The sequence below is a fragment of the Lentilactobacillus fungorum genome (assembly GCF_016860605.1).
Lineage (GTDB): Bacteria > Bacillota > Bacilli > Lactobacillales > Lactobacillaceae > Lentilactobacillus > Lentilactobacillus fungorum.
On the sequence record NZ_BNJR01000020.1, the window covers coordinates 1 to 21,546 of the forward strand.

At 42.2% G+C, this 21,546-nt stretch carries 17 protein-coding genes and 1 tRNA gene; 5 read left to right on the forward strand and 13 right to left on the reverse strand.

Features of this window, described 5'->3' with window-relative positions; all coding sequences use genetic code 11:
* Window positions 1-319: 319 nt before the first annotated feature.
* Complete coding sequence (locus tag YK48G_RS12540) at window positions 320-700, reverse strand: CvfD/Ygs/GSP13 family RNA-binding post-transcriptional regulator (protein WP_203631055.1); 381 nt, start codon at window positions 698-700, stop codon at window positions 320-322.
* A 161-nt stretch (window positions 701-861) separates the two neighbouring features.
* On the opposite strand from YK48G_RS12540, the gene YK48G_RS12545 reads away from it, so the two are divergent.
* The gene (locus YK48G_RS12545) at window positions 862-1,509 is read left to right on the forward strand and encodes a VTT domain-containing protein (RefSeq protein WP_203631056.1); all 648 of its coding nucleotides are present in this window, start codon (window positions 862-864) and stop codon (window positions 1,507-1,509) included.
* Between the two features lie 45 nt (window positions 1,510-1,554).
* A tRNA-Ser gene (locus YK48G_RS12550) sits at window positions 1,555-1,642 on the forward strand.
* 328 nt (window positions 1,643-1,970) lie between these two features.
* Here the strand turns inward: YK48G_RS12550 and YK48G_RS12555 are convergent.
* From YK48G_RS12555 to rnz, 4 genes are all read right to left on the reverse strand, one after another.
* Entirely contained in the window at window positions 1,971-2,489 is a 519-nt protein-coding gene (locus tag YK48G_RS12555) for an adenine phosphoribosyltransferase (RefSeq protein ID WP_203631057.1), read from the reverse strand.
* A gap of 17 nt (window positions 2,490-2,506) precedes the next feature.
* Window positions 2,507-4,831 (reverse strand): single-stranded-DNA-specific exonuclease RecJ, encoded by a 2,325-nt coding sequence (gene recJ, locus YK48G_RS12560; RefSeq protein ID WP_203631058.1) that lies wholly within the window; start codon window positions 4,829-4,831, stop codon window positions 2,507-2,509.
* 14 nt (window positions 4,832-4,845) lie between these two features.
* The gene (locus YK48G_RS12565; protein WP_203631059.1) at window positions 4,846-5,256 is read right to left on the reverse strand and encodes a lipopolysaccharide assembly protein LapA domain-containing protein; all 411 of its coding nucleotides are present in this window, start codon (window positions 5,254-5,256) and stop codon (window positions 4,846-4,848) included.
* 366 nt (window positions 5,257-5,622) lie between these two features.
* The gene (rnz, locus tag YK48G_RS12570) at window positions 5,623-6,561 is read right to left on the reverse strand and encodes a ribonuclease Z (RefSeq protein WP_203631060.1); all 939 of its coding nucleotides are present in this window, start codon (window positions 6,559-6,561) and stop codon (window positions 5,623-5,625) included.
* A gap of 140 nt (window positions 6,562-6,701) precedes the next feature.
* Here rnz and YK48G_RS12575 point away from each other — a divergent pair, with 140 nt between their 5' ends.
* Window positions 6,702-6,989: a hypothetical protein gene (locus YK48G_RS12575; protein WP_203631061.1), complete on the forward strand. Its 288-nt coding sequence runs from the start codon at window positions 6,702-6,704 to the stop codon at window positions 6,987-6,989.
* 11 nt (window positions 6,990-7,000) lie between these two features.
* Window positions 7,001-7,753 (forward strand): hypothetical protein, encoded by a 753-nt coding sequence (locus YK48G_RS12580; protein ID WP_203631062.1) that lies wholly within the window; start codon window positions 7,001-7,003, stop codon window positions 7,751-7,753.
* 214 nt (window positions 7,754-7,967) lie between these two features.
* Here YK48G_RS12580 and YK48G_RS12585 read toward each other — a convergent pair whose 3' ends face one another.
* The 5 genes from YK48G_RS12585 to YK48G_RS12605 form a co-directional block, all read right to left on the reverse strand.
* Entirely contained in the window at window positions 7,968-9,902 is a 1,935-nt protein-coding gene (locus YK48G_RS12585; RefSeq protein WP_203631069.1) for an acyltransferase family protein, read from the reverse strand.
* Window positions 9,903-9,932: 30 nt separating this feature from the next.
* Complete coding sequence (gene obgE / locus YK48G_RS12590; protein WP_203631063.1) at window positions 9,933-11,237, reverse strand: GTPase ObgE; 1,305 nt, start codon at window positions 11,235-11,237, stop codon at window positions 9,933-9,935.
* Window positions 11,238-11,354: 117 nt separating this feature from the next.
* Window positions 11,355-13,190, reverse strand: a complete 1,836-nt coding sequence (gene uvrC / locus YK48G_RS12595; protein ID WP_203631064.1) for an excinuclease ABC subunit UvrC — start codon at window positions 13,188-13,190, stop codon at window positions 11,355-11,357.
* 679 nt (window positions 13,191-13,869) lie between these two features.
* A complete protein-coding gene (locus YK48G_RS12600) occupies window positions 13,870-14,619 on the reverse strand; it encodes an amino acid ABC transporter ATP-binding protein (RefSeq protein ID WP_284692043.1) in 750 nt (249 codons plus the stop codon).
* The gene (locus tag YK48G_RS12605) at window positions 14,609-16,078 is read right to left on the reverse strand and encodes an ABC transporter substrate-binding protein/permease (RefSeq protein ID WP_203631065.1); all 1,470 of its coding nucleotides are present in this window, start codon (window positions 16,076-16,078) and stop codon (window positions 14,609-14,611) included. The genes YK48G_RS12600 and YK48G_RS12605 overlap by 11 nt, the downstream gene beginning before the upstream one ends.
* A 203-nt stretch (window positions 16,079-16,281) precedes the next feature.
* On the opposite strand from YK48G_RS12605, the gene YK48G_RS12610 reads away from it, so the two are divergent.
* A complete protein-coding gene (locus YK48G_RS12610; protein WP_203631066.1) occupies window positions 16,282-16,440 on the forward strand; it encodes an SPJ_0845 family protein in 159 nt (52 codons plus the stop codon).
* Between the two features lie 66 nt (window positions 16,441-16,506).
* Here the strand turns inward: YK48G_RS12610 and YK48G_RS12615 are convergent, their stop codons facing one another.
* The 3 genes from YK48G_RS12615 to YK48G_RS12625 all read right to left on the reverse strand — a co-directional run.
* Window positions 16,507-18,015, reverse strand: a complete 1,509-nt coding sequence (locus tag YK48G_RS12615) for a glycosyltransferase (RefSeq protein WP_203631067.1) — start codon at window positions 18,013-18,015, stop codon at window positions 16,507-16,509.
* A 2-nt stretch (window positions 18,016-18,017) separates the two neighbouring features.
* A complete protein-coding gene (locus YK48G_RS12620) occupies window positions 18,018-19,571 on the reverse strand; it encodes a glycosyltransferase (RefSeq protein WP_203631068.1) in 1,554 nt (517 codons plus the stop codon).
* A 193-nt stretch (window positions 19,572-19,764) separates the two neighbouring features.
* Window positions 19,765-21,546: DUF5776 domain-containing protein (locus YK48G_RS12625; protein ID WP_232365379.1), on the reverse strand; the 1,782-nt coding region annotated here is incomplete at its 5' end.

The following is a 21,546-nucleotide window of genomic DNA, read 5'->3' on the forward strand; positions in this document are numbered from 1 at the left end:
TTTTAAAATGATAAGCCTGTTAATAGCTCATGATTTAAAATTTATTCTTGGTTTTTACGAATTGACTTCGCAAATGTTTGGTTCCGAAATGTTTCGGAACGCCCTGCACATTTGTTTGTCGAAAATTTTGTTCAGTTTTCAAAGAGCTACTTCCGTTGTCGGAAGCGCTTGTTCATCGCTTTTGACAACTATTTAATATTATCAGATTTTCAAATTTAAATCAAGTAGTTTTTTCTTGCTTTTTTAAATTAAATATCCAATCAATATTTGACAACGAATAATAGTTTACCAAGATATGAAATGACGGTCAAGTACTTTTTTACCGAAACAGATTATTTGCTTCGTCCAGCCAATTTTTACGATACTCAGCTATAGTAGAAAAACCAATGTCAAGGCGGTAATTGGTCCAATAATGCATATGAGGTAGTTTGACCGGTCGAGCATCATTAAAGATATTCAGGTCAACTAATCTACTTCTGGTTGATAAGGAAATCTTGCCGGAATACTCATCAATATCAATAATTAACGCTTGTACCGTTTGACCCACTTGAAAGAGCTTATTAATATCCTCAACATACCCGGCTCGACACTCCGAAATATGGATCAGTCCTTGCTTGTGATCGCCAATATCCAAAAAGACTCCATATGGTTGAACGCCTGTTACCTTACCTTTGACGCGCATCCCAACTTTTAAAATCATTTTTATCACCTCGTTTTTAGCCATTCCTGCTTAATATTGTATCGTGAATCCAATCACGCCACAATAAAAGTTGTTTTTTGGTAAAGCTCCCCTACATTATTAGAAGAATTCCCTCTTATCTGCTAAAATCAGACATAATAAAATGTAGGAGGAACGATCATTTGAGTACATTAATCGACTTTATTCTCCATATTGATGACCACTTGGTAAATATTGTCAACACATTTGGAAATTCGGCTTACTTAATCCTATTTGCGATTATTTTTATCGAAACTGGGGCAGTTATTTTTCCGTTTCTCCCTGGCGACTCGCTCCTATTTGCCGCCGCTGCACTTGCAGCCAACGCAAATTACAATTTAAATATTGGTATATTCATTGTTCTCTTTTTGATTGCTTCAATTGCCGGTGATTCGTTAAACTTCTTTTTTGGGAACAAATTTGGTGAATTAATCCCAAAACATCGTATTCTTGGGAAATTCATTAAAGAAAAAGACCTTTTGAAAGCCAGAGAGTTTTTTGAAAAGTATGGGGCGATGGCCATTTTCTTAGGCCGATTTATGCCAATCATTCGAACGCTCATCCCGTTTGTATCTGCAACCAGTAATTTTCCTTACCGCCGATTTGCTAAATACAACATCGCAGCATGCATCACGTGGGTTTTAATCTGTTGCGGAGCCGGTTATTACTTTGGTAATATTCCGGTTGTCCAAGATAATTTCTCGATGGTCATTATCGGAATCGTTCTTGTTTCGCTAATTCCAGCAATTATTGGCTTCATCAAAGCAAAATTTTCCCCAACTAAAGAATGAACAATTTACAATTCCGTAGACAATTGATATAATTGTCTTTGTTCTGGTGAGTTGGCAGAGTGGTAATGCACCGGACTCGAAATCCGGCGAACCGGCTAATACCGGCGCGCAGGTTCAAATCCTGTACTCACCTTTAATATATCAATCAAGAATGCTGCAGCTTTAATAGTTGTGGCATTTTATTTTGCCCTTCTAAAATCTTCTGGCCAGATGATGACCACTGCTCAAATTAGAATCAATTTTACGCTCGCAATAACTTAATAAGTCTGAACATCTTCATCTACAATATCCTCATTAGTAGTCCTTTGCCCCCTTTTTCCATATTAAACACCCTTGAATGGCCTTCAGTTATCCACTCAAAGAAAAAACTTAATTAGTACTCCCACGCACTTGCGCTCAAAAAAGTCGAGATTACTAAAAACGTTCAGTATAGCCGATGACTCGGCCATACTGAACGCTTTTTAATATTTGAGTAACGTAAAGAAATCGTAATCCTTAACCTTTTCACGACCCTTAAGTTCAGTTAATTCAATTAAAAAGGCCGTGCCGACGACAATCCCACCGAGCTTTTCAACGAGCCGAATCGTCGCATCAATTGTCCCACCAGTTGCAAGTAGGTCATCTGTCACTAGCACCCTTTGGCCAGGTTTAACAGCATTGGTACGCAAATATAAAGACGATTTGCCATATTCCAGCCCGTAACTTGCTTCGATCGTCTCTCCTGGCAGCTTATTTTTCTTACGGGCAGGTGAAAAACCAACCCCTAACTTATAAGCGACAGGACAGCCCACGATAAATCCCCGAGCTTCTGGGCCGACAATCATCTCAACGTTGCGGTCTTGGGCAAACTTCACAATTTGATCGGTGGCTGCCCGATACGCCTCACCGTCCTCAAGCAGTGGCGAAATATCTCTGAATAAAATGCCTGGTTCGGGAAAGTCTGGATATGACGCAATGTATTTTGAAAAATCAATTGACATAGTAATTCTTCCTTTCATCAGCTGTCCAAACAATCCTTCACAAAATCAATCAATTCACGGGTGCTAGAAGCCAGGAGTTGTTGTTCAGCCTTCATCTGTTCCTGTCTCAAATGGAAACTTGGCGCGGATTTAAGATCATGAGCTTGGTAATGAGGGTTCAAGTTAACAACTCTGTCATTAATTGTGATGAAATCCAGTTCAAGAAACACCTGGATCATAAAAATGATTGTTCGTTCAGCAATGTGCAAATGCTTAGATAAACGTTTTAATTGGGTCGCAATATTAATATTCGGATTCTCTTTAACGAACCTAAACAGTTTAGCATAAGAATGCCGATCTGGCATCCCCATTTTTGAAACTAATTGTTTTTTGTAGAGATAAAGCGTTGTCGTCTTAGGATGGGTTCGGTGCAAAACATCGGCTAGATCAGCTACCACGTCCGGACAATCAACAACAAACAAATTCTGATCCTGAAAAGTCTGTCTTGTCAGTTGATCATACATCACTGCGCGACAATTATCGGCAAAATAAGGTTTTAACTGCGTCAAATTGCGCTCGTGGAAGAAAACATATGTCCCGGCTTGCCGAAACATTTGTTCATGAAGTACTCGGGTTCGTCGATCAACGACCGGAGCCGCCGGCTGCTTCAAATCATCCACCATTAATTGGAGGGTTGTCCGATTATTCCAAGTGTTTTCACCAATCTCGCCGATTACCTCTAGATCAGTTGCTCCCGGATGAATCTGGGCGGCCAACGCCCCCTTGCCAAACGCAACTGCCACTAATGAGGTGTTACCCTTAGCAAGCGTAAATTTTAGATGATCCGCCCCCTTCCCCATCGTTTTAACGCTTTGAACCTGATCGTAGGAAACGTCAAAAATGGGTTTGGGATTATCTTGCCCGAACGGTGCTAGTGTTTTAAGTTGACCAACTAAATCACTATTTAGTTGATCAATGCCAACTTTGGCAGCAACTTCAATCTTGGGCTTTGCAGATAAATCTAATTGCTGCTGTTCGGCAGCTTTTTCCAGTTGATCACTCAATAGCGATACATTTGGCTTTTTGACAGTTAATCCAACGGCAGAATGGTGGCCGCCAAAAGCGACAAGTTGGTCTCGAATCGGATCAATTGCTTTAAACAAGTCAAATTGGTCAATGCTGCGACCCGACCCCTTGACGTCGTCAGTACCATCCTGGCTAGTAAGGACTAATGTTGGCCGTTGATATTTTTCAACCAACCGACTGGCAACGATTCCTAACACCCCCTGATGCCAATTATCGCCAACTACCAGCAGTGTTGAGCGATTGAGATCAGAACCGGTCTCTACTTGCTCAACTGCCTCTTTATAAAATTGGTCGACTAAAGATTTACGCAGATCATTCTGTTGATTGGCAAACTTGGCAAGTTCTATTGCCTGTTCTTCGTCAAAGGTCGATAAGAGTTCAACTCCAACGGTTGCGTCCTTCATTCGACCAAGTGAATTGAGCCGGGGGGCGACAGCGAATCCAATATCTTGTTCGTCAAACTGGTCAAGTTGACCACCGGCCTCTTTAATGAGCGCCAATAACCCCGGGCGTTGACTGTTTTGAATTGCCTGAATCCCAAATTTAACGATCGCCCGATTTTCATCCCGCAGCGAAACAATATCAGCAACCGTCCCAATCGCAGCTAAATCCAGCAAATCGGTTGGCACTTCGTCTAACAATGCCGTTGCAATTTTAAAGGCCACCCCGGCCCCGCATAGATCGCCAAATGGATAGGAGGCACCAGTTGCTGACTTCAGTCGGGGATGGATAACCGCATAAGCGTCTGGTAATACTTCTGGCAACGAATGATGGTCAGAAACAATCACATCACATTTTAACTCATTTGCAACTGCAATCGCATCATGACCAGCCACACCATTATCAACTGTCACAATGAGAGTTGTTCCACCTTGGATAATCTTTTGATAAGCAGCCGCATTAGGACCGTATCCTTCAGAAAATCGATTGGGGATATAATAATTAACATTAGCACCTAAATCAGTCAGCACTTCGTACATAATGGTTGTACTTGTAATCCCATCGGCATCGTAATCGCCATAAACGGTTATTTGTTCGCCCGCTTCAACTGCTTGTTGAATTCGCGCAATCCCCTTTTTCATATCATGCATCAAAAATGGGTCATGGAATGCTTCGATGGACGGCTTCAAAAATGTATTTGCCTTTTCCGGTGTATCAATACCACGCTGAAGCAACAGCTGGGCAATAAACCCATCGACACCCGCTTGTTTGGCCAAACTGGTAATGGCATCTGGTTGAGCTTGCTCAATTTGCCAATCATACTTTGATTCAATCATTCAAACACGCTACCTTACTTTTGTGACAATTTTTCCGACAACTGATCAATTTCGGCTTCCAAACTGCTGATTTGCTGATCCTTTACCCCCAGCTCTTGTTTGCCCGAAGCATTTTTTAACCTGATTTCAAGTTCTTTAAGAGATGCCTGTAACTCCTGAATCTGGTGTGTCAACTCAGCTTGGCGTTGTTCACTTTGCTGTTCCAGACCACGATATTGGCGATTCTTTTTAACGTTTAAAATCGATGAGAGTAAGAAAATGATTAATGCGCCTACTAAAACTGAAATTAAGATCAATAAAACTAGTGGTACTCGAACAGACGCAAACCCGAAGTTAACATCGACTGACTCGAAATTAATTAAGGCAAATAATGCAATAACGATAATCAAAATAATCCCAATAATTGTTGTAATTTGTTTTTTCATGTCAATCCCCCAGTGAGCGAAGCAAAGCGATTAGGAACTGGAGCATAAGGCTCCTCTAACGGGAATCCCCGGGTCTGGGATTTTCGTTAGAGGTGCTTATGCGGAAGTTCCTGCTTTGCGCAGCTGTCCTAATAACAGTGAGCGAAGCCAGGCGCTTAGAAAACGGAACATAAGGCTCCTCTGACAGGAATTCCCGGGTTTGGAATTTCTGTCAGAGGTGCTTATGTGTAGTTTTCTGCCTGGCGCAGCTGTCCTACAAAGTAAGCCGAACCAAACATCTAAAGCCCAAATTCAAGCTCCCTTATCCAGCAATCACAACCTTCAACTTGAGGACAAGAAGTCGCCTTCTGCCTACCATAATTATCATTAATTTTTAATAAATGGAACATCAACAATATCAAAGTCCTTGACGACCCTTGAATTCGGAAAGATTGCTTTAGCCTGCTTCTCTAATTCATGGGCCATCTTTCCTGTATAACGCGCCGAAATATGATTCAATAATAGTTGTTTAACATGCGCTTTCTTGGCGATTTGAGCGGCTTGCGTATTGGTTGAATGAAAATAACTCTTTGCCAGTTTATTTTCACCCTTCCCAAACGTGCTTTCATGAACCAAGGCATCGGCGTTCTCAGCTAATTTAACGGCGTTCGGTGTCTTTCTAGTATCGCCAATAATCGTTACGATCCGTCCACGTTGTGGTTTGCCAATCATTTCTTTGCCATCAATAACTTGACCATCAGCTAATTCGACAACCTCTCCCTTCTTCAGGCGGCCATAAATCGGTCCAGAGGGAATCCCCAATTGAGCCAGCTTATCAACCATTAGCTCTCCAGGATGGTCGTGTTCAACAACCCGATAGCCAAAGCTCGTAATTCGATGATCCAGCGGCGCGGCAAATACCGAAAACTTGTCCCCTTCAAAAATGGAACCATTCGTATCTTTAGGAAGCTCATGAAAATTGATGCGATAACCTAATCGACTCTCGGAAATCCGCAGACTGACGTTAACATAGTCCTTGATTCCTTTAGGCCCATATATATCAAGTGGCCCATCGCCGCCTTGAAATGACCGGCTGCTTAAAAGGCCTGGTAAGCCGAAAATATGATCGCCATGAAGATGAGTAATAAATATTTTATCAATTTTCCTAGGTCGAATGGTCGATCGTAAGATTTGATGTTGGGTGCCTTCACCGACGTCAAACAACCAAACTGAGTTGATTTCATCCAATAATCGAAGTGCCAAACTTGATACATTACGAAACTTACCTGGAGAACCGGCTCCAGTTCCTAAAAATTCAATCTGCATTATTATCGTTTCCTTAATTTTAAAATCGCGTAACCAGAAAACGGCTCATAATCAATTAAGATTCACCGCTTTCTTTAAAAATCACTTTTCAATTGTATCATAATTCGAGTAAAATACTAATGAGTAAGGAGTGGCCTAATTTGAATTTAGACGAATTTTACCGTGCCAGCAACACACTTAATCCCAAACTCACCCTTTTAATCGCGGAAGGGAAGCATTATGTGCCGGTTAATCAATTGACAATTGACGGGCAGTCATTAATCTTGAATGCAAGCAGCCAATCTCGGCGCCAATTTGCTACAATAACATTAGACCAATTTATTACTAGAACCAGTCACCTATCACCAAAGACCAATTTGAGGACAGCAATTAACCATCAATTGGTATTTGGGTTTAGAATTGTTAATAAATCAATCGTTTTTTATTAGAGGTATTAAATATGAAAAAACGTCAACTCGCCGTTATCCTGTGTGCATTTTTAATAGTTGGCATCGCAGGGTGCGCCCATCAACCAAAAACCAGCTCACAAAGCAAAAACTCACTCCAAGCTAATATGCAAAATAGCAGTTCATCAGCTTCTACCAAATCAAAGGAATCCTCAACCAAAGATCTGGGCAATTATCAGTACAAGGTTCCCAAAAAAGTGGTTCAAAATAAGCACTATGTTAAAAATGGCAATTTAACCAGTCCTCACCAGTTTAGCTACGATCGCTTTGGCACTGAACAGCAATTGGCAAAAATTACCAGTAACCATGCCACCCTGTCCACTGGTAGCGTAAACTACCAAGTTGATAAGGTCCGGGTCTTAAAGAATACCGCTAAAACCCCAGAAGCTAAAGCTGCCGCTGAGCAGGTACTCAATATTACCACCATTCCAAATACTTATTATACCTTTGTCCTAAATTACACGGTAACTAATAAGCACGCATTCCAGGTTGCCCTCAATGGCGTCCAAACCGTTAAAACAAGTACCGGCCAGCGCTTAACCACGGTGGATCAATTATCAGATTCTTCGGCGGGTAATAAGATTCCTGCCCATGAATCCGCAACCTTTGTGATGAACGGTTATTTGTACAACTATGGAAATAAGCCAGCTAAGACGCTCACAATTGACTTTGGGCCAATCTTTACAACTAATGGCAAGCAAGTTTCCAATGCGCCGAACCATAAAATGCAAGTTAAGCTTAACTAACGTCGCCTTAGGGCTAGTTAACTTCGATTTCTTCACTGACAAGGTCTTTCATCAGTGCCTAGTATCAATTTTGACTGACGCCACAATCACTGATTTTATGATAACCAGCCCAACTTCTGCTTGTTGATTTTAAATTGCATTTGGTCTTCGCAAAAAATAAAGGCCTCTTAAACGGAACACTTCACGATCCCGTTTAAGAGGCCTTTATGCATTATTATTTCATCTTTAAATGTTGACTAATCTGTTTAGCTACTAACTGCGTATAGTGAATGTTTCCCTTGGGATTGGGATGGACATTATCGCTCCAGAACCAATCGGGCCGATTATAACTATAACCATGCCAATCAATCACGTAAAAATGCGCATATTTTTTTGAAGCGCCCTGAATAGTTTGGTTTACTTCGGTTTCCCAATTTCGTGTCGGCACATGGCAGTTAACCCAGAAAATTCGGTGGCCTTTGCCAACTGCCTTAACCACTTTATCAATTTGTGCTGGCGTCATCGGGGAATTTGTTCCCAAATTAATTAAAACATTCGGCGCCAACTCGCCTTTCTTCTTAAGAGCAGTTAGAACGTCTCCCGCCTGCCAGATTTGTCTGCCAACAGCCGCAGAAACATAAGCTTGTTTAAAGACTGTCTGCAGATCCTTACTGTTATCAGCCATGATTGAGTCCCCAATTGCCGTTAGCGGCTGTTGATGAACAGTTAAGTACTGGCGCTTAGTTAAGCCATATTTTTTGGCTGTTTGATATTGACGCGGGGTTAACTTTTTATTAAGTAATTTTGCCATGCGCTTCTTGTTTTCAGCAATTCTTTGGGCACGCTTTTGCTTGGCCAGTGCTTTTTTGTTTTGAACGCTTGCACTCGTCTGGTTCTGCAAAATGCTTTCCTGCAGGCCATTTTTAGCATCCTTAGTTGGCGAGATCACACTCCCATAAGCCGAAATCCCAATTAATAAAATTGCTGGAATCATCCACAGACGTTTTAAACCATATATCGAATCTTTTTGGAAAAATTCATAGATTGAACGGCCCAAGTTATGGTACCGATAATGACGTAACGGCGCCTCAATATACCGATATGACAGTTCACTAATAATCATAATTAAGCCAATTTCGATAACGGCATGCATCATGGGGTGAGCCGCAATATCTTTAATCCGCATCTCATAAAAAATCATGACTGGAAATTGGTAAAGATAAATCCCGTAACTCCGCGTACCAATCCACGAAAATACTGGGTTAGTCAACCAACGGTTAATATCGGCGCCGGGGTGCGCACAAGCAGCAATCAAGGCCGTCGATACCACGGCCATTAAGAACATCCCGCCCCGATAAGTAAACGTATTTTGACCCGCTAATTCAAAATACATATAAACCATTGCCGCAAACGACAGCAGACCAATGGTATTTAGCGTCCACCTTGATTGCGTTGAGACCTGTTTTTTGAGATGCGTTGATGGCCAAATAACGGCCAATAACGCGCCAAAAATAATCGTAAACATTCGGGTATCCGTTCCGTAATAAACCCGGTTTAGCGTATCGGGACCGGTGTAGAAAACACCCATTAAAACCGCAGAAACCACTGCTAAGCCAAACAGCAGGTAAGCAATTGTCTTACGCTTGCGAATAATTAAGACCATTGCAATTAAAATGAGTGGCCAAATTAAATAATACTGGCCTTCAATTGATAATGACCACAGATGCGTAAACGGTGATTCGCCGTTAAAGCGGTCAAAGTAGCTTTGACCATGGCCAATTTCCCACCAGTTGTATAAATAAAGCAAGTTAGTTGTGATAATTGATCGTAAATTTGTTAATAATGATCGCTGAAAAAGGGTTATGTACGTGCCGGTTCCAACCAGCATGAAGACCAGGGCAGGATACAGACGTTTAAGTCGCCTAGCGTAGAACCCCCAGAAATCAATTTTGCCATTTTGTTCCCATTCTTGCAGTAGCAAATCAGTGATTAAATATCCAGAGACAACAAAAAAGATTGGTACCCCCAGATAACCGCCTTGAAGCTTATATGGCAACAAATGGTAAACGATAACCCCCACAACGGCAATTGCCCGAATTCCGTCAAATCCGGTAATATAACGGCTATTTTTAAGCCGCTTTCCCTTTTTTTGTGTGTGCACTTGTTGCATTGAAATCTTCCCTGTCTTATTTGTCATTAATCATTCCACGTAAGTAAATGAAAAGTCCAAGATGGTGACCGTATCACCGTCTTTGGCCCCTGCTTTTCTAAGGGCATCATCAATTCCCATCCCATGCATTTGCCGGGCAAACCGTAACATACTCTGCTCATGAGCCGTATCTGTCATCTTAAAGAGCTTTTCGATTTTAGCCCCGCTAATCACCCAAGACTCAAGTTCTTGATCATATGAAATCTGAAAATCACTTTCAGGTTGGGCTTCGTATTCATAAGTCTTGGAATCTGACTTAGGCTGCTGCAAATCAGAAAGGTCAGTTTGGTCCAATAAATCAGCTGTTTTTTGGACTAACTCGTTAAGCCCTGCGTGGGTAACCGACGAAATTGGTAAGACTTCGAGTTGACCCAGTCTATTCGCCTCACTAGCCGCCAACTTTTGCTTAAACTGCGCGAGGTTTCCCTCGGCATCCGGCAAATCCATCTTAGTAGCAACAATAATTTGTGGGCGCTTTAATATTTTAGGGTCATAGGTTGCCAGTTCTTCGTTAATTGCCTCAAAATCTTCGTAAGGGTCGCGGCCTTCTACGCCGGACATATCAACTAAATGAAGAATGACCCGCGTCCGCTCAACGTGGCGAAGAAATTGAAAGCCAAGGCCGACACCCTTAGAGGCGCCTTCAACCAAGCCGGGAAGATCGGCCACCGCAAAATCACGGCCATCATCCAAGCGAACCATCCCTAAATTTGGTACCAATGTTGTAAAGTGATAACCAGCAATCTTAGGCTTAGCTGACGTAATGACCGAAAGTAGCGTTGACTTGCCAGCAGATGGGAAACCTACTAACCCAACGTCAGCCAATACTTTTAACTCAAGTTGAAGGGAAACTTCTTCGCCAGGTTCGCCATTTTCAGCAATTTCTGGTGCTGGGTTGGTCGGGCTGGCAAAATGGATATTGCCACGACCACCACGACCAGCCTTGGCAACGATCAGTTCTTGATTGGGTTTGGTTAAATCACCAATCACCTGACCAGTTTGCGTATTGGTGACCGTTGTCCCTTCTGGAACGGGGATAACCAAATCATCAGCACTTTTGCCTGTCATTGATTTGTTAGCGCCCCCGCCGCCATTTTTAGCTTTAAACTTTCGGTGATACCGAAAATCCATCAAGGTATTCATCCCTGAATCGACCTTAAAAATGACGTTACCGCCACGACCACCATCGCCGCCGGCAGGACCGCCATTTGGTACATATTTTTCTCGCCGAAAAGCAACCATTCCATTGCCGCCATTTCCGGCCTTAACATCTATTTTAACTTGATCAACAAACATGTTATCACCATTTAATTTAATCCCTACAAACGAATTACTATTTAGACACTTATGCAGTATACCGAGTTTGTCCGGCCAGGTCAAAGGGTTCTGAAAAATTGATTAATTACTTAATAATTAGTCACGGGTCAGCTTTTTATCCTGATAGTTAACCACTTTTCGTTCTTGTTCAATCTTACTTAACGAGAACTTAATCGTTTGCGCCGTGGTTTCCGAAATTCCCAGTGATCTAATTTCATCAATTGAGGCTGCCGAAATCTTCTTTAAGGAGCCAAATTTACGCAATAGCTTGTTACGTGTCTTTGGTCCAACGCCGGCAATTGCATCCAGTCGAGACCCCAAAGAATTCTTCGTGTGCACCTTTCGATGATACGTGATCGCAAATCGGTGAACTTCATCTTGGATTCGCTGCAGCAGGTAAAAGCCCTGACTCTTCGGATCTAATCTAAGCGGAGTATCGTTATTGCCAAATAACAAGTCCGCAGTTTGGTGATGTTCGTTTTTGACCATGCCACCGACTGGAATATTCAATCCCAACTCATTTTGTAACACATCCTTGACCGCATTCAATTGAATAACCCCGCCATCCATTAAAATCAGATCAGGCAGTTCGGCATGTTCCTTAAGCAATCGCGTATACCGCCTTCTAATAACTTCTTTGGTGCTGGCGGCTTCATCGGCATGATCAACCGTCTTTAGTTTGTATTTTCGATAAAGGTTCTTATTAGGCTGCCCATCAACAAAGACCACCATTGCAGAAACCAAATCAGCGCCTTGAATGTGCGAATGGTCAAACGCTTCAATCTTGTGGCCGGGCGCAATTCCCATTGCGTCAGTTAATTCCTTCATCGCCCCAGTTGTTTTGCTTTCATCTAATTCCAACAAACGAAACTTTTCTTCCAAAACTAACTGGGCGTTCTTGCCAGCCATTTCCAGTAAGTCACGTTTCTGGCCTCTTTGCGGTGTTCTAACTGCAACGTCATCGACCACGCGGCTGATAACGTCTGCTGGCAGTGACTTTGGCACCAGAATTTCCTTTGGCAGTAATTGGTTTTTCTGTTTATAGAATTGTGAAATGAAACTGACCATTTCTTCTTCAGGGTCATCAATAATTGGAAACAATCGTTTTTCACGTTTCATCAATCGCGATTGACGAATAAAGAAGACTTGAATGGATAACCAACCTTTGTCCATATAATAATTGAAAATGTCTCGTGGCGTATTATCGGTTGAAATGATTTTCTGCTTCTCAACGGTAATTTCAATATACTTAATCAAATCGCGGATTTCAGCGGCCCGCTCGTATTCCATCTTGGCAGCTGCTTTTTGCATCCGCGCCGTCAATAATTGCTTTGCGTGAGCTACGTTTCCATTTAAAAAGGACTTAATTCGCTTAATTTGCTTCGCATATTCTTCTTCGGGAACCACTCGAAAGCATGCGCCCAAGCACTGGCCCATATGGTAGTACAGACATGGTCGGTTCTGAAAGCCATTACACCTTCGCAGCGGATAAACTTTTTGAAGAAAATTAACCGTTTCTTCAGCCGCGTAAACATTTGGATACGGGCCAAAGTAATAGCCGCCATCCTTAACCAATGAATTAACAATTTTGATTTGTGGGTCCCGTTCATTAGTGATCTTAATATAAGGGTAACCGTTATTTCCCTGCTTTAATTTAATGTTAAAATACGGGCGGTGTTTTTGAATTAAGGTAATTTCTAGTAAGAAGGCTTCCTTATCACTGGAAACAATAATGTACTCAAAATCGGCAATTTCAGATACCAATCGGGCCGTCTTGCCTTCATGGCTGCTCTTAAAATACGAGCGAACCCGGTTTTTCAAATTTTTGGCCTTACCAACATAGATAATTTTGCCATTAATGTCCTTCATTAAATAACAACCAGGCAAATCAGGTAATAATGCTAATTTATGTTCCAGATATTCACTTGCCACTAGGCTCACCCCCTTTAAATATTCACCATAAAAGTATAACTCGAATGTATGTTCTGTTCAATAAAAGACAATCGAAGGCAATGAAGGTTTGTAAATAATAAATATTGGCCATTTGGAAAATTCAAAGAATGTCTACGATTTATCAATAGAAAACCACCAACTTAAGTGGTTAATCAACGTTGGTGGTTTAAAGAAAGCCCCTATTCAGTTTTTGATGGCGTTTTATGAAAACAATTAAATAGTGTTTGTTGTTCTCTTAGAGGCGTTTAATAAAAATTTCTTGGCGGCTGACGTTCGGCTAGGCAGAAGCCTCCGCATAAGCACCTCTAACAAAAATTCCAAGCCCGGGGATTTCTGTTTCCAGGCGACCTAGCAGAAACGTGCTCCGCCAAGCAGCAATCTGCGCATAAGCACCTTTGGCAAAAATCCCAGACCCGGGGATTTCTGTTCTAGGCGACTTGGTCGAAACGTGCTCGGCTAGGCAGAAACTTCCGCATAAGCACCTCTAACAAAAATTCCAGGCCCGGGAATTTCTGTTTCCAGGCGACCTAGCAGAAACGTGCTCCGCCAAGCAGCAATCTGCGCATAAGCACCTTTGCCAGAAATCCCAAAACCGGGGATTTCTGGCAAAGGTGCTTATGCTCCGATTGCTAACCGCTTGGCTCCGCACTCTCGCACTCTACACACTTTGAATAATCTTCCCAATAAAATCCTTTGCCCGTTCGTTTTGTGGGTGGTCAAACACGTCTTCCGGTTTTCCCTTTTCTAAGATATAGCCGTCAGCCATGAACCATACCTCATCTGCCACTTCTTTGGCAAACCCCATTTCGTGCGTGACTACAACCATCGTCATCCCCTCGTTAGCCAGCTTTTGCATGACCTCCAGCACTTCGCCGACCATTTCTGGATCCAGCGCACTGGTTGGTTCGTCAAACAGCATGACTTCCGGGTTCATTGCCAGCGCCCTAGCAATTGCCACTCGCTGTTGTTGGCCGCCTGACAGGCTGCTAGGGTACACGTGGGCCTTTTCTTGCAAGCCAACCAAACCCAAAAGATGCATTCCCGTTTTTTCCGCTTCCGCGTCAGCCATGCCTTTGACCCGGATTGGCGCCAATTTTAGATTTTCAATGACTGTCATATTAGGAAATAAGTTAAAACTTTGAAATACCATGCCCATTCGTTCTCGCAACTTGACCAGCTGCTTATCGTCAACATTAGTCAAATCTGTGCCCTCAAAGTTTACCTCGCCACTCGTCGGCTTTTCAAGTAAATTGAGGCAGCGAAGAAAGGTACTTTTGCCGGCACCTGATGGGCCAATCACACAAATAACCTCGCCGGACTTAACCGTTCCGTCAATATCTTTTAGCACATCAGTCTCGCCAAACTTTTTGCTAAGGTGTTTAACTTCAAGAATCGTTTTATCCTGCATGTTTCATCTTCCCTTCGTAGTGATTCAGCAACCTTGTCAACGCAAACGTCATGATAAAGTACAGTAACATGGCCACGAAAATCGGCATAACGCCACGGTACGTATCGGCCCGGACAATGTTCAACTGGTAAATCAAGTCGGTAACGCCAATAATCGATACAATTGAACTTTCCTTAATTAAGGAAATAAATTCATTGCCCAAAGCTGGCCAGATATTCTTAAATGCTTGTGGCAAAATGACGAACCGCATCATATCCCGTTTAGATAAGCCCAAACTTTCAGCCGCTTCCGTTTGCCCCGCGGCAACGGAATTAATCCCGCCACGAATAATTTCGGCAACGTACGCACCACTATTGAGTGACACAGCAATCATCCCTGAAATCAGCGCCGGAATATTAACCACCACGCCGATCCCAAAGTAAACAAACATCACTTGGACCATCAGTGGGGTTCCTCGAATAAACTCCGTGTAACTAATTGCCAAACCGCGAATCCACTTTTGCTTGCTGAATCGCATCAAGGCTAAAATAACCCCGATCAAAACACCAAAGAACGTTGCCACAATCGAAATGAGGATTGTGTATTCAACCCCTTTAGCAAAATAAGACCAATAATGCCACATTGAGGTATTAACCGTATTGACCTTCATGTATTTACCGGCACTGGCCAAATATTGATCGGTTAAATGCTGCTGTTTGATTTGGTCAATACTTTTATTGACCGCGTTAACCAAGCTATCTGAACCTTTCTTAAAGGCAATGGCCGCCCCAACTTCATTTTTATCCAAATGGTAACCAGAAGGAATCATTTTTAAGCTTGGATCGTTTTTAACATAAGCTTCCGCACTGGGTTTTTCAATCCCTAGCGCATCGATTTTATGCGTCTTTAAAGCAAGCACTAAGTCAGTCGATTTATCCATCCCCTTAACGGTGGAATTAGGAATCTTCTTTTTAGCTAATCCATATTGCAAGGTTCCAGTCTGGGCACCAATCGTTGCGCCGCGCAAGTTTTTGACACTTTTGTATTTATTAACGTCACTGGAATTAATCAAAAAACTTTGGCCGCCTGAATAATAAATCTTTGAAAAGTCAACACTTTGACGGCGGGTAGTGGTGGGGTTAATCCCACCAATTGCCATATCCGCCTTGCCAGTTTGAATAGCTACCAAGAGTGAATCAAAATTCATACTTTTGATAACCAGCTTAACATGCAGATCCTTGGCAACTTTCTTGGCAACGTCAATATCCATCCCCACGATCCGGCTCTTCCCATTCTTATTCACCTGAAATTCATACGGTGGATAATCCGGGCTGGTGACCATGATGAGCTCGCCTCGTTGCTTAATTCGCTGCAGTGAATTGTCCGCTGCATCAGCTTGGGTAGTCTGCCATATTCCTAAAGTTAGGAATATGCCAATCACCATGATAACCTGAATGATTGCTTTAACACGCTTCTTCATTAACTTTCCCTCTCTCATGAATTTATAATACCAACTAGATTACACCATAACCATAATTTATGCAATATATTTCGTAAATTAGTTATTTTTATACAAAACATATTCAAATTATTCAAGCAAATCAACTGCTCAGTTGACAGAGATGACTTTATGAGTTAATTTTGCTATGATAATGACGTAAAAGGGATAAGGAGATGAACCCAATGTCACTGAAAGTTAATCGCCAAAATGATTTAGATGCCATGTTCGGCAAGTTCGCCGAGATGGATCCTAACGATAACAAACGAGATAAGTTCTTAGGCCACGATAAGAAGGATAAGGATAAAAAGAGGAAAAACGAAAAGCGACCAGCTAAGAAGTAAGCTGATCGCTTTGTTGTGCATGTCCTCCGCATTTTACTGCGGAGGATTTTTTTGCATATTCAATTATTAGTTATTTACAATTTGAGATTGCCATAATTTAGCAATTGCTTTATTGCTAAACTTCTCGGCAGTCTTTCTAGCATTTTCTGAATATTCGGCAAGTCGCTTAGGATCTTTTAGCAATACTGCAATGCCTTCTGCCATTTCCTTTGTCTCCCCATCTCTGAACAACATCCCGTTCCAGCCATCACGGATAATCTCACTTGGTCCATAAGCAATATTGAACGCTACCATCGGCAAGCCATAACTGGCTGCCTCAGTTAGTGCCAACGGTTCAATATCAACCGGTGTAGGTGTGACAAACAATTGAGCTTCTGAATAGGGCTTTGATAAGTCAATTTGGTAATCGTTAAAATCAACGACGTCATCAATTCCCAGTTTCTTAGCTTCTTCTTGGGCTGGCTTTTTGGCTTCACCGTATCCATATATTTCAAGCTTCAAATTTGTTAAGTGATTATGAACCTCTTTAAACATTTGAATAAGTCGGACAATCCCCTTGTCGTTGCCCAAACGGCCAACAAAGATAATCTGGTCCTTCTTACCACCGGCGACGGGCACAACCCCATCGGTTGTAGCGGCCGGTAAATAGATGACGGGGGTATCTACCCCAATCTTTTTTTGAATATGGTCAGCCATGTCTTTTTGTTGGGCTTTGGTCGCAACAATGATCCCGTTAAGTAATCCAATATTTTCTCTTGACAACGCATCCTGATAAATATCCGCTAGGGCGCCATCAGATAGCGAATATTTTTGATTTGTCTGGATCATTGGCATGAATATAAATTTCCGCGATTGACTCGGAATGCTCATCACAGGTTTGTATGTTGGCAAAGGTCGATCCGCAATAAAGGTATTTTCTCCAGGCGTCTGTACTTTATCTAGCTCTGCTAAAAAAAACGTGAATAATTCATCGATGTTACCAAAGAAGCGGTCATGGCCCTTGTAATTAATGAGGCGAATAAACGTCATATCTGACTGGGAAACTCCTTCACCTCCATAGGCAGCTTCAAGCACTGTGTTACCATGAATATCCAAATATTCATCTCGAATTAAATGGGATTCATCATCATAGTATTTAATACAAGATTTGAATCCACGCCAGTCCCACTGCTCGGCTTGAACAAAGTTTTGATATTTATCAAAGGATTCTTTTGTGTCAAGCTGGCCAAACGTGCCAGCCATAAAAATAACACGATTATTTAGTAAATTGACGCGAAACACCTTGCTGACAGTTGAATCCGGTGAGATTTCATAATCCGGATTCACTTTGGCATCCTTTATTTTAGCTTGTTTAGTTTCAATATTGGTGGCTCCTTGGAAGAAGTCAAACATATTGACCACATCATCTGAATGAAGCCCAAACTTTGCCATATTCCGATGTAACTGCGTGTTGAATTCCCGCGTTACTAATTTTGCTGGCACGTTCATACTCTTGAAAAGGTTTAATCGCTTCATTTCGGCGTGCTCAATGCCAGAATTTAAACCATAGAAATACTCATTAACAAAATAGTACATGACTAGTCTCCCTTCCTAAGTGCCTTAAAATAATTCGTTGCATCTTTGTCCAACGTCTGCCATTGTTTCCAAACATTGTCCTCAGAATATTTTTTTCGGGATTCATAAGCGGTGTCACTAAATTGCTTTCGAAGTTTATCATCCGACATGATTTTGACAATTGCATCTGCCATGCCATCAATATCTCCTGATTTGACCAAATAACCATCTTTACCGTTATTAATCACATCTCGTGGTCCATAATGTACATCATAAGATGCCAACGGAACCCCATGCGACTGAGCTTCAATAAGCGATAATGGCAACCCTTCAGCCGTACTTGTCAGAATAGAAAGTTGAGCTTCATCATAAACTTTATTAATATCGTTAACATAACCCTTAAAACTAATAACCTTCTTTAAACCCAACTGGTCAACCAGTTTTTTAGCCTTATCGCCACTATCATCATTAGCATATCCGTAAATATCAAGCGTGATATTTGGCACTTTTTTAACTGCTTTGGCAATTGCTTTAACTGCATGATCAATTCGCTTTTCGTGCGATAATCGCGCAATTTGAACGATTTTGCCATCAATCCGTTTATTAAAGTCCTGCTTAGGCCGTTCCATGACGGCATCTGGCACAATTCCAACCGAAATTAAATAGGTCTTAGGTTTAGTGCCAAATCGCGCTTGAACATGATCTACTTGGGTTTGGGTTGGCGCGATAACTCCCTGCCATTTTTTAAAATTATCAAGCGGGTATTCGTAGTTAAAGTTCAAGTCGGAGTTCATATAATCAACTGGATCATTTGTATGATTATTATGAAGTTGCATCACTCGAAAGGCTGGCTGCTCCATGTGTAGCAGCGGCCACGACAATTCATAGCCAGCATCACTAATAATAATGTCATTTTCGTCCTGCGTTTGATCGCGCTTGCTTAATTCATCGAAAAAGTAACGGGCCAAATTCTTAAAACCATCAAAATCTCGATCGTAGCCCTTGTAATCTACCAATCGGTACAACGTTTTGTTAACTGTGTCAAATTTCTTTGCAAATTGAAATGATTCAAAATAAACCTTTCCCTGGTCATTTAAAAGGCGCTCAACTCGAATCTTCCCCTTTTTATCAAAGAACTGTTGTTGTGCTTTAAAGCCTCGCGGATCCCACCAGTCAACTTCGACCACCCTTTTTGCAGAGTCAAAATACATTAATGAATCAATGCATTTTGGATTATCCTTGCGCATGGTAATTCGCATAATTATCTGACCATTTTCTAAACCATCAAAGTGATCCTCGGACTTACGAATTTCGAAATCATCGGGTAAGTTAAGATCCTTAATCTCAAAATTTTTGAATTCCACATCTTCCGTCCCGCCAAAAAAATCAAACAGATTGACTGACTGATTTTTGTCGATGCCATGGTATTTCAATGCAACCGGCAAGTCTCGATTATAGTTGGTTGTTAATAGTTTTGCTGGTTGCCCATACTTTTTAAATAAAGCAAATCGTTTTAACTGCGCATGACCAATTCCTGAGTTTTTAATATTAATCGTTGTATTTAAAAAATAATACATAAGTTCCCTCCATCATTCAGATTTATGTATCAAAACGGACGAGAAAGTTATCTCGTCCGTTTTGAATTTATATCGGTTGAAAATCCAACCTTTATAAATTAATATCCGAATCACAACTTTGCCCATCTGCATTAATTATAACGTTTATTAACTGATTCAACCAATGTGATGTTTGCTCAGTATTCATTAAGTTCTATTGATTCTTAGTGTTTTTGATAAATTTGGCGTTAGCAGTGATGTAATGGCCGTTTGTCAATTGGTAACGCTTCTTACCATTCTGCTGGATTGTCGCTTGAACTGTTAAAATGATTCCCTTCTTAACAGGCTTGAGCCGCCTACTCTTCTGCAAGCTTGCAGATTTGTATTCATAAACACCTTTAGGATTAATTACCTGAACGTTTTTCTTGGTTACGTAGCGGAAATTAGTCTTCTTAATATTACGTTTGACCATTGTTGCTTTAGCAGTCACATAACGACCATTTGTCAGTTCAAACCGCGTTATTGAACCACTCTTGACAATTCGCTTGACGTGTAGCTGCATACCTTTCTTCAAGTAACGAACCCTCTTAGCATGCTTGAATGTTTTCCCAGTATACTCATAAATTCCCTTACTAGAAGCTACATACCAAGTACCCTTCATATCAATTCTGTATCCTGAGTTGATTGAAATAAACGATCCAAACGACTTCAAGGCCGTTACATACGAACCGTCTTTGAGCAAGAAGCGCGTTGTTCTGCCATTTTTGACCACTTTAACAACGTGCAGAACCGATCCTGACGCAACATAACCAAGTTTCTTCGAAGTACTAAACTTCTTGCCGCTATAACGATACATTCCGTGTTTAGTCACAAACGTGTTTGTCTTCAAAGCATCGTAGTATCTACCAGTTGCTTGGTTAGGTAAATCGGAAGTGGTTGAATTTGACTCTGGGGTTGTTGTTTCCTGACTGTTTTCACCATTTTCTGTGTCGCTAGTTGCATTCGTAATCGCTCCAGTAGCGACATCGTTATTAACAATAGTTTGAGCCGTAGCAGCGGCGCTCTTTGCCACGTTAGCATAGCTTGAAGCCGCACTAGCATATTGAGAAGCCTCTGCTGCCGCACTAGCAGCGTTAGAAGTAGCAATTGAAGCAGCCGATTTGTCATTAATACTCATTGCGCTCGAAGCCGCACTAGCTTCACTGGCTGCAATTTTGGCAGCACTTGTTGCCGCGCTGGCAGCAGTTGCCGCCTCACTAGCAGCAGATTCCGCTTCATTAATGGCGCTTGATGCGTTTGGATCAGTAATTTTACCAGCATCGCTTGCTGCTTGACTAGCCGCATCCGATGCAGCAGAAGCCGCATTCGATGCATCACTAGCGACTTTGGCGGCATCGCTAATCTTATTGCGTTCAGCGGCATCACTGGCCGCACTGGCAGCACTCGCCGCCGCGTTCTTAGCGGCATCACTGGCAGCCTTGGCGTCACTGGCAGCGTTTGAAGCCGCACTAACGTCGCTCCAGTAATTCTTTTTAGCCTCATTGGCCGCGGCACTATCACCCTTGGCATCGGCTGCACTCGCCGCTGCCGAATGAGCAATGGCATCACTCGCAGCTTTGGAAGCCGCACTAGCGGCACTGGCCGCTACACTGGCTGCGCTGGAAGCGGCACTGGCGGCACTGGAAGCGATATTATGATCACTTTGAACGTTAGCATCACTTGGATTGTCACTAGCCGCACTGGCGGCATCCTTAGCTGCATTAGAAGCATTTGCTTGATCAACAGCGGCACTCTTAGCAGCGTCAGCGGCATCACTGGCCGCTTTAGCCGTATCGCTAGCGACCTTCACGGCCGCATCACTCGCTGCTTTAGAAGCCGCACTAGCATAACTGGAAGCGGCACTGGCATGACTAACAGCGGCACTAGCCGCTGCCGAAGCATCACTGGCAGCGTCCGAAGCATCGCTGGCTGCCTTAGAAGCGGCAGCATTATTTCC

What these genes read in the sequence shown, in the direction of transcription:
- YK48G_RS12580 (WP_203631062.1), top strand. Translation starts at nt 7,001, where the DNA reads ATGAAAAAACGTCAACTCGCCGTTATCCTGTGTGCATTTTTAATAGTT.
- YK48G_RS12610 (WP_203631066.1), top strand. Translation starts at nt 16,282, where the DNA reads ATGTCACTGAAAGTTAATCGCCAAAATGATTTAGATGCCATGTTCGGC.
- YK48G_RS12615 (WP_203631067.1), bottom strand. Translation starts at nt 18,015, where the DNA reads ATGTACTATTTTGTTAATGAGTATTTCTATGGTTTAAATTCTGGCATT.
- YK48G_RS12605 (WP_203631065.1), bottom strand. Translation starts at nt 16,078, where the DNA reads ATGAAGAAGCGTGTTAAAGCAATCATTCAGGTTATCATGGTGATTGGC.
- YK48G_RS12555 (WP_203631057.1), bottom strand. Translation starts at nt 2,489, where the DNA reads ATGTCAATTGATTTTTCAAAATACATTGCGTCATATCCAGACTTTCCC.
- YK48G_RS12585 (WP_203631069.1), bottom strand. Translation starts at nt 9,902, where the DNA reads ATGCAACAAGTGCACACACAAAAAAAGGGAAAGCGGCTTAAAAATAGC.
- recJ (WP_203631058.1), bottom strand. Translation starts at nt 4,831, where the DNA reads ATGATTGAATCAAAGTATGATTGGCAAATTGAGCAAGCTCAACCAGAT.
- YK48G_RS12540 (WP_203631055.1), bottom strand. Translation starts at nt 700, where the DNA reads ATGATTTTAAAAGTTGGGATGCGCGTCAAAGGTAAGGTAACAGGCGTT.
- YK48G_RS12620 (WP_203631068.1), bottom strand. Translation starts at nt 19,571, where the DNA reads ATGTATTATTTTTTAAATACAACGATTAATATTAAAAACTCAGGAATT.
- rnz (WP_203631060.1), bottom strand. Translation starts at nt 6,561, where the DNA reads ATGCAGATTGAATTTTTAGGAACTGGAGCCGGTTCTCCAGGTAAGTTT.
- YK48G_RS12565 (WP_203631059.1), bottom strand. Translation starts at nt 5,256, where the DNA reads ATGAAAAAACAAATTACAACAATTATTGGGATTATTTTGATTATCGTT.
- obgE (WP_203631063.1), bottom strand. Translation starts at nt 11,237, where the DNA reads ATGTTTGTTGATCAAGTTAAAATAGATGTTAAGGCCGGAAATGGCGGC.
- YK48G_RS12600 (WP_284692043.1), bottom strand. Translation starts at nt 14,619, where the DNA reads ATGCAGGATAAAACGATTCTTGAAGTTAAACACCTTAGCAAAAAGTTT.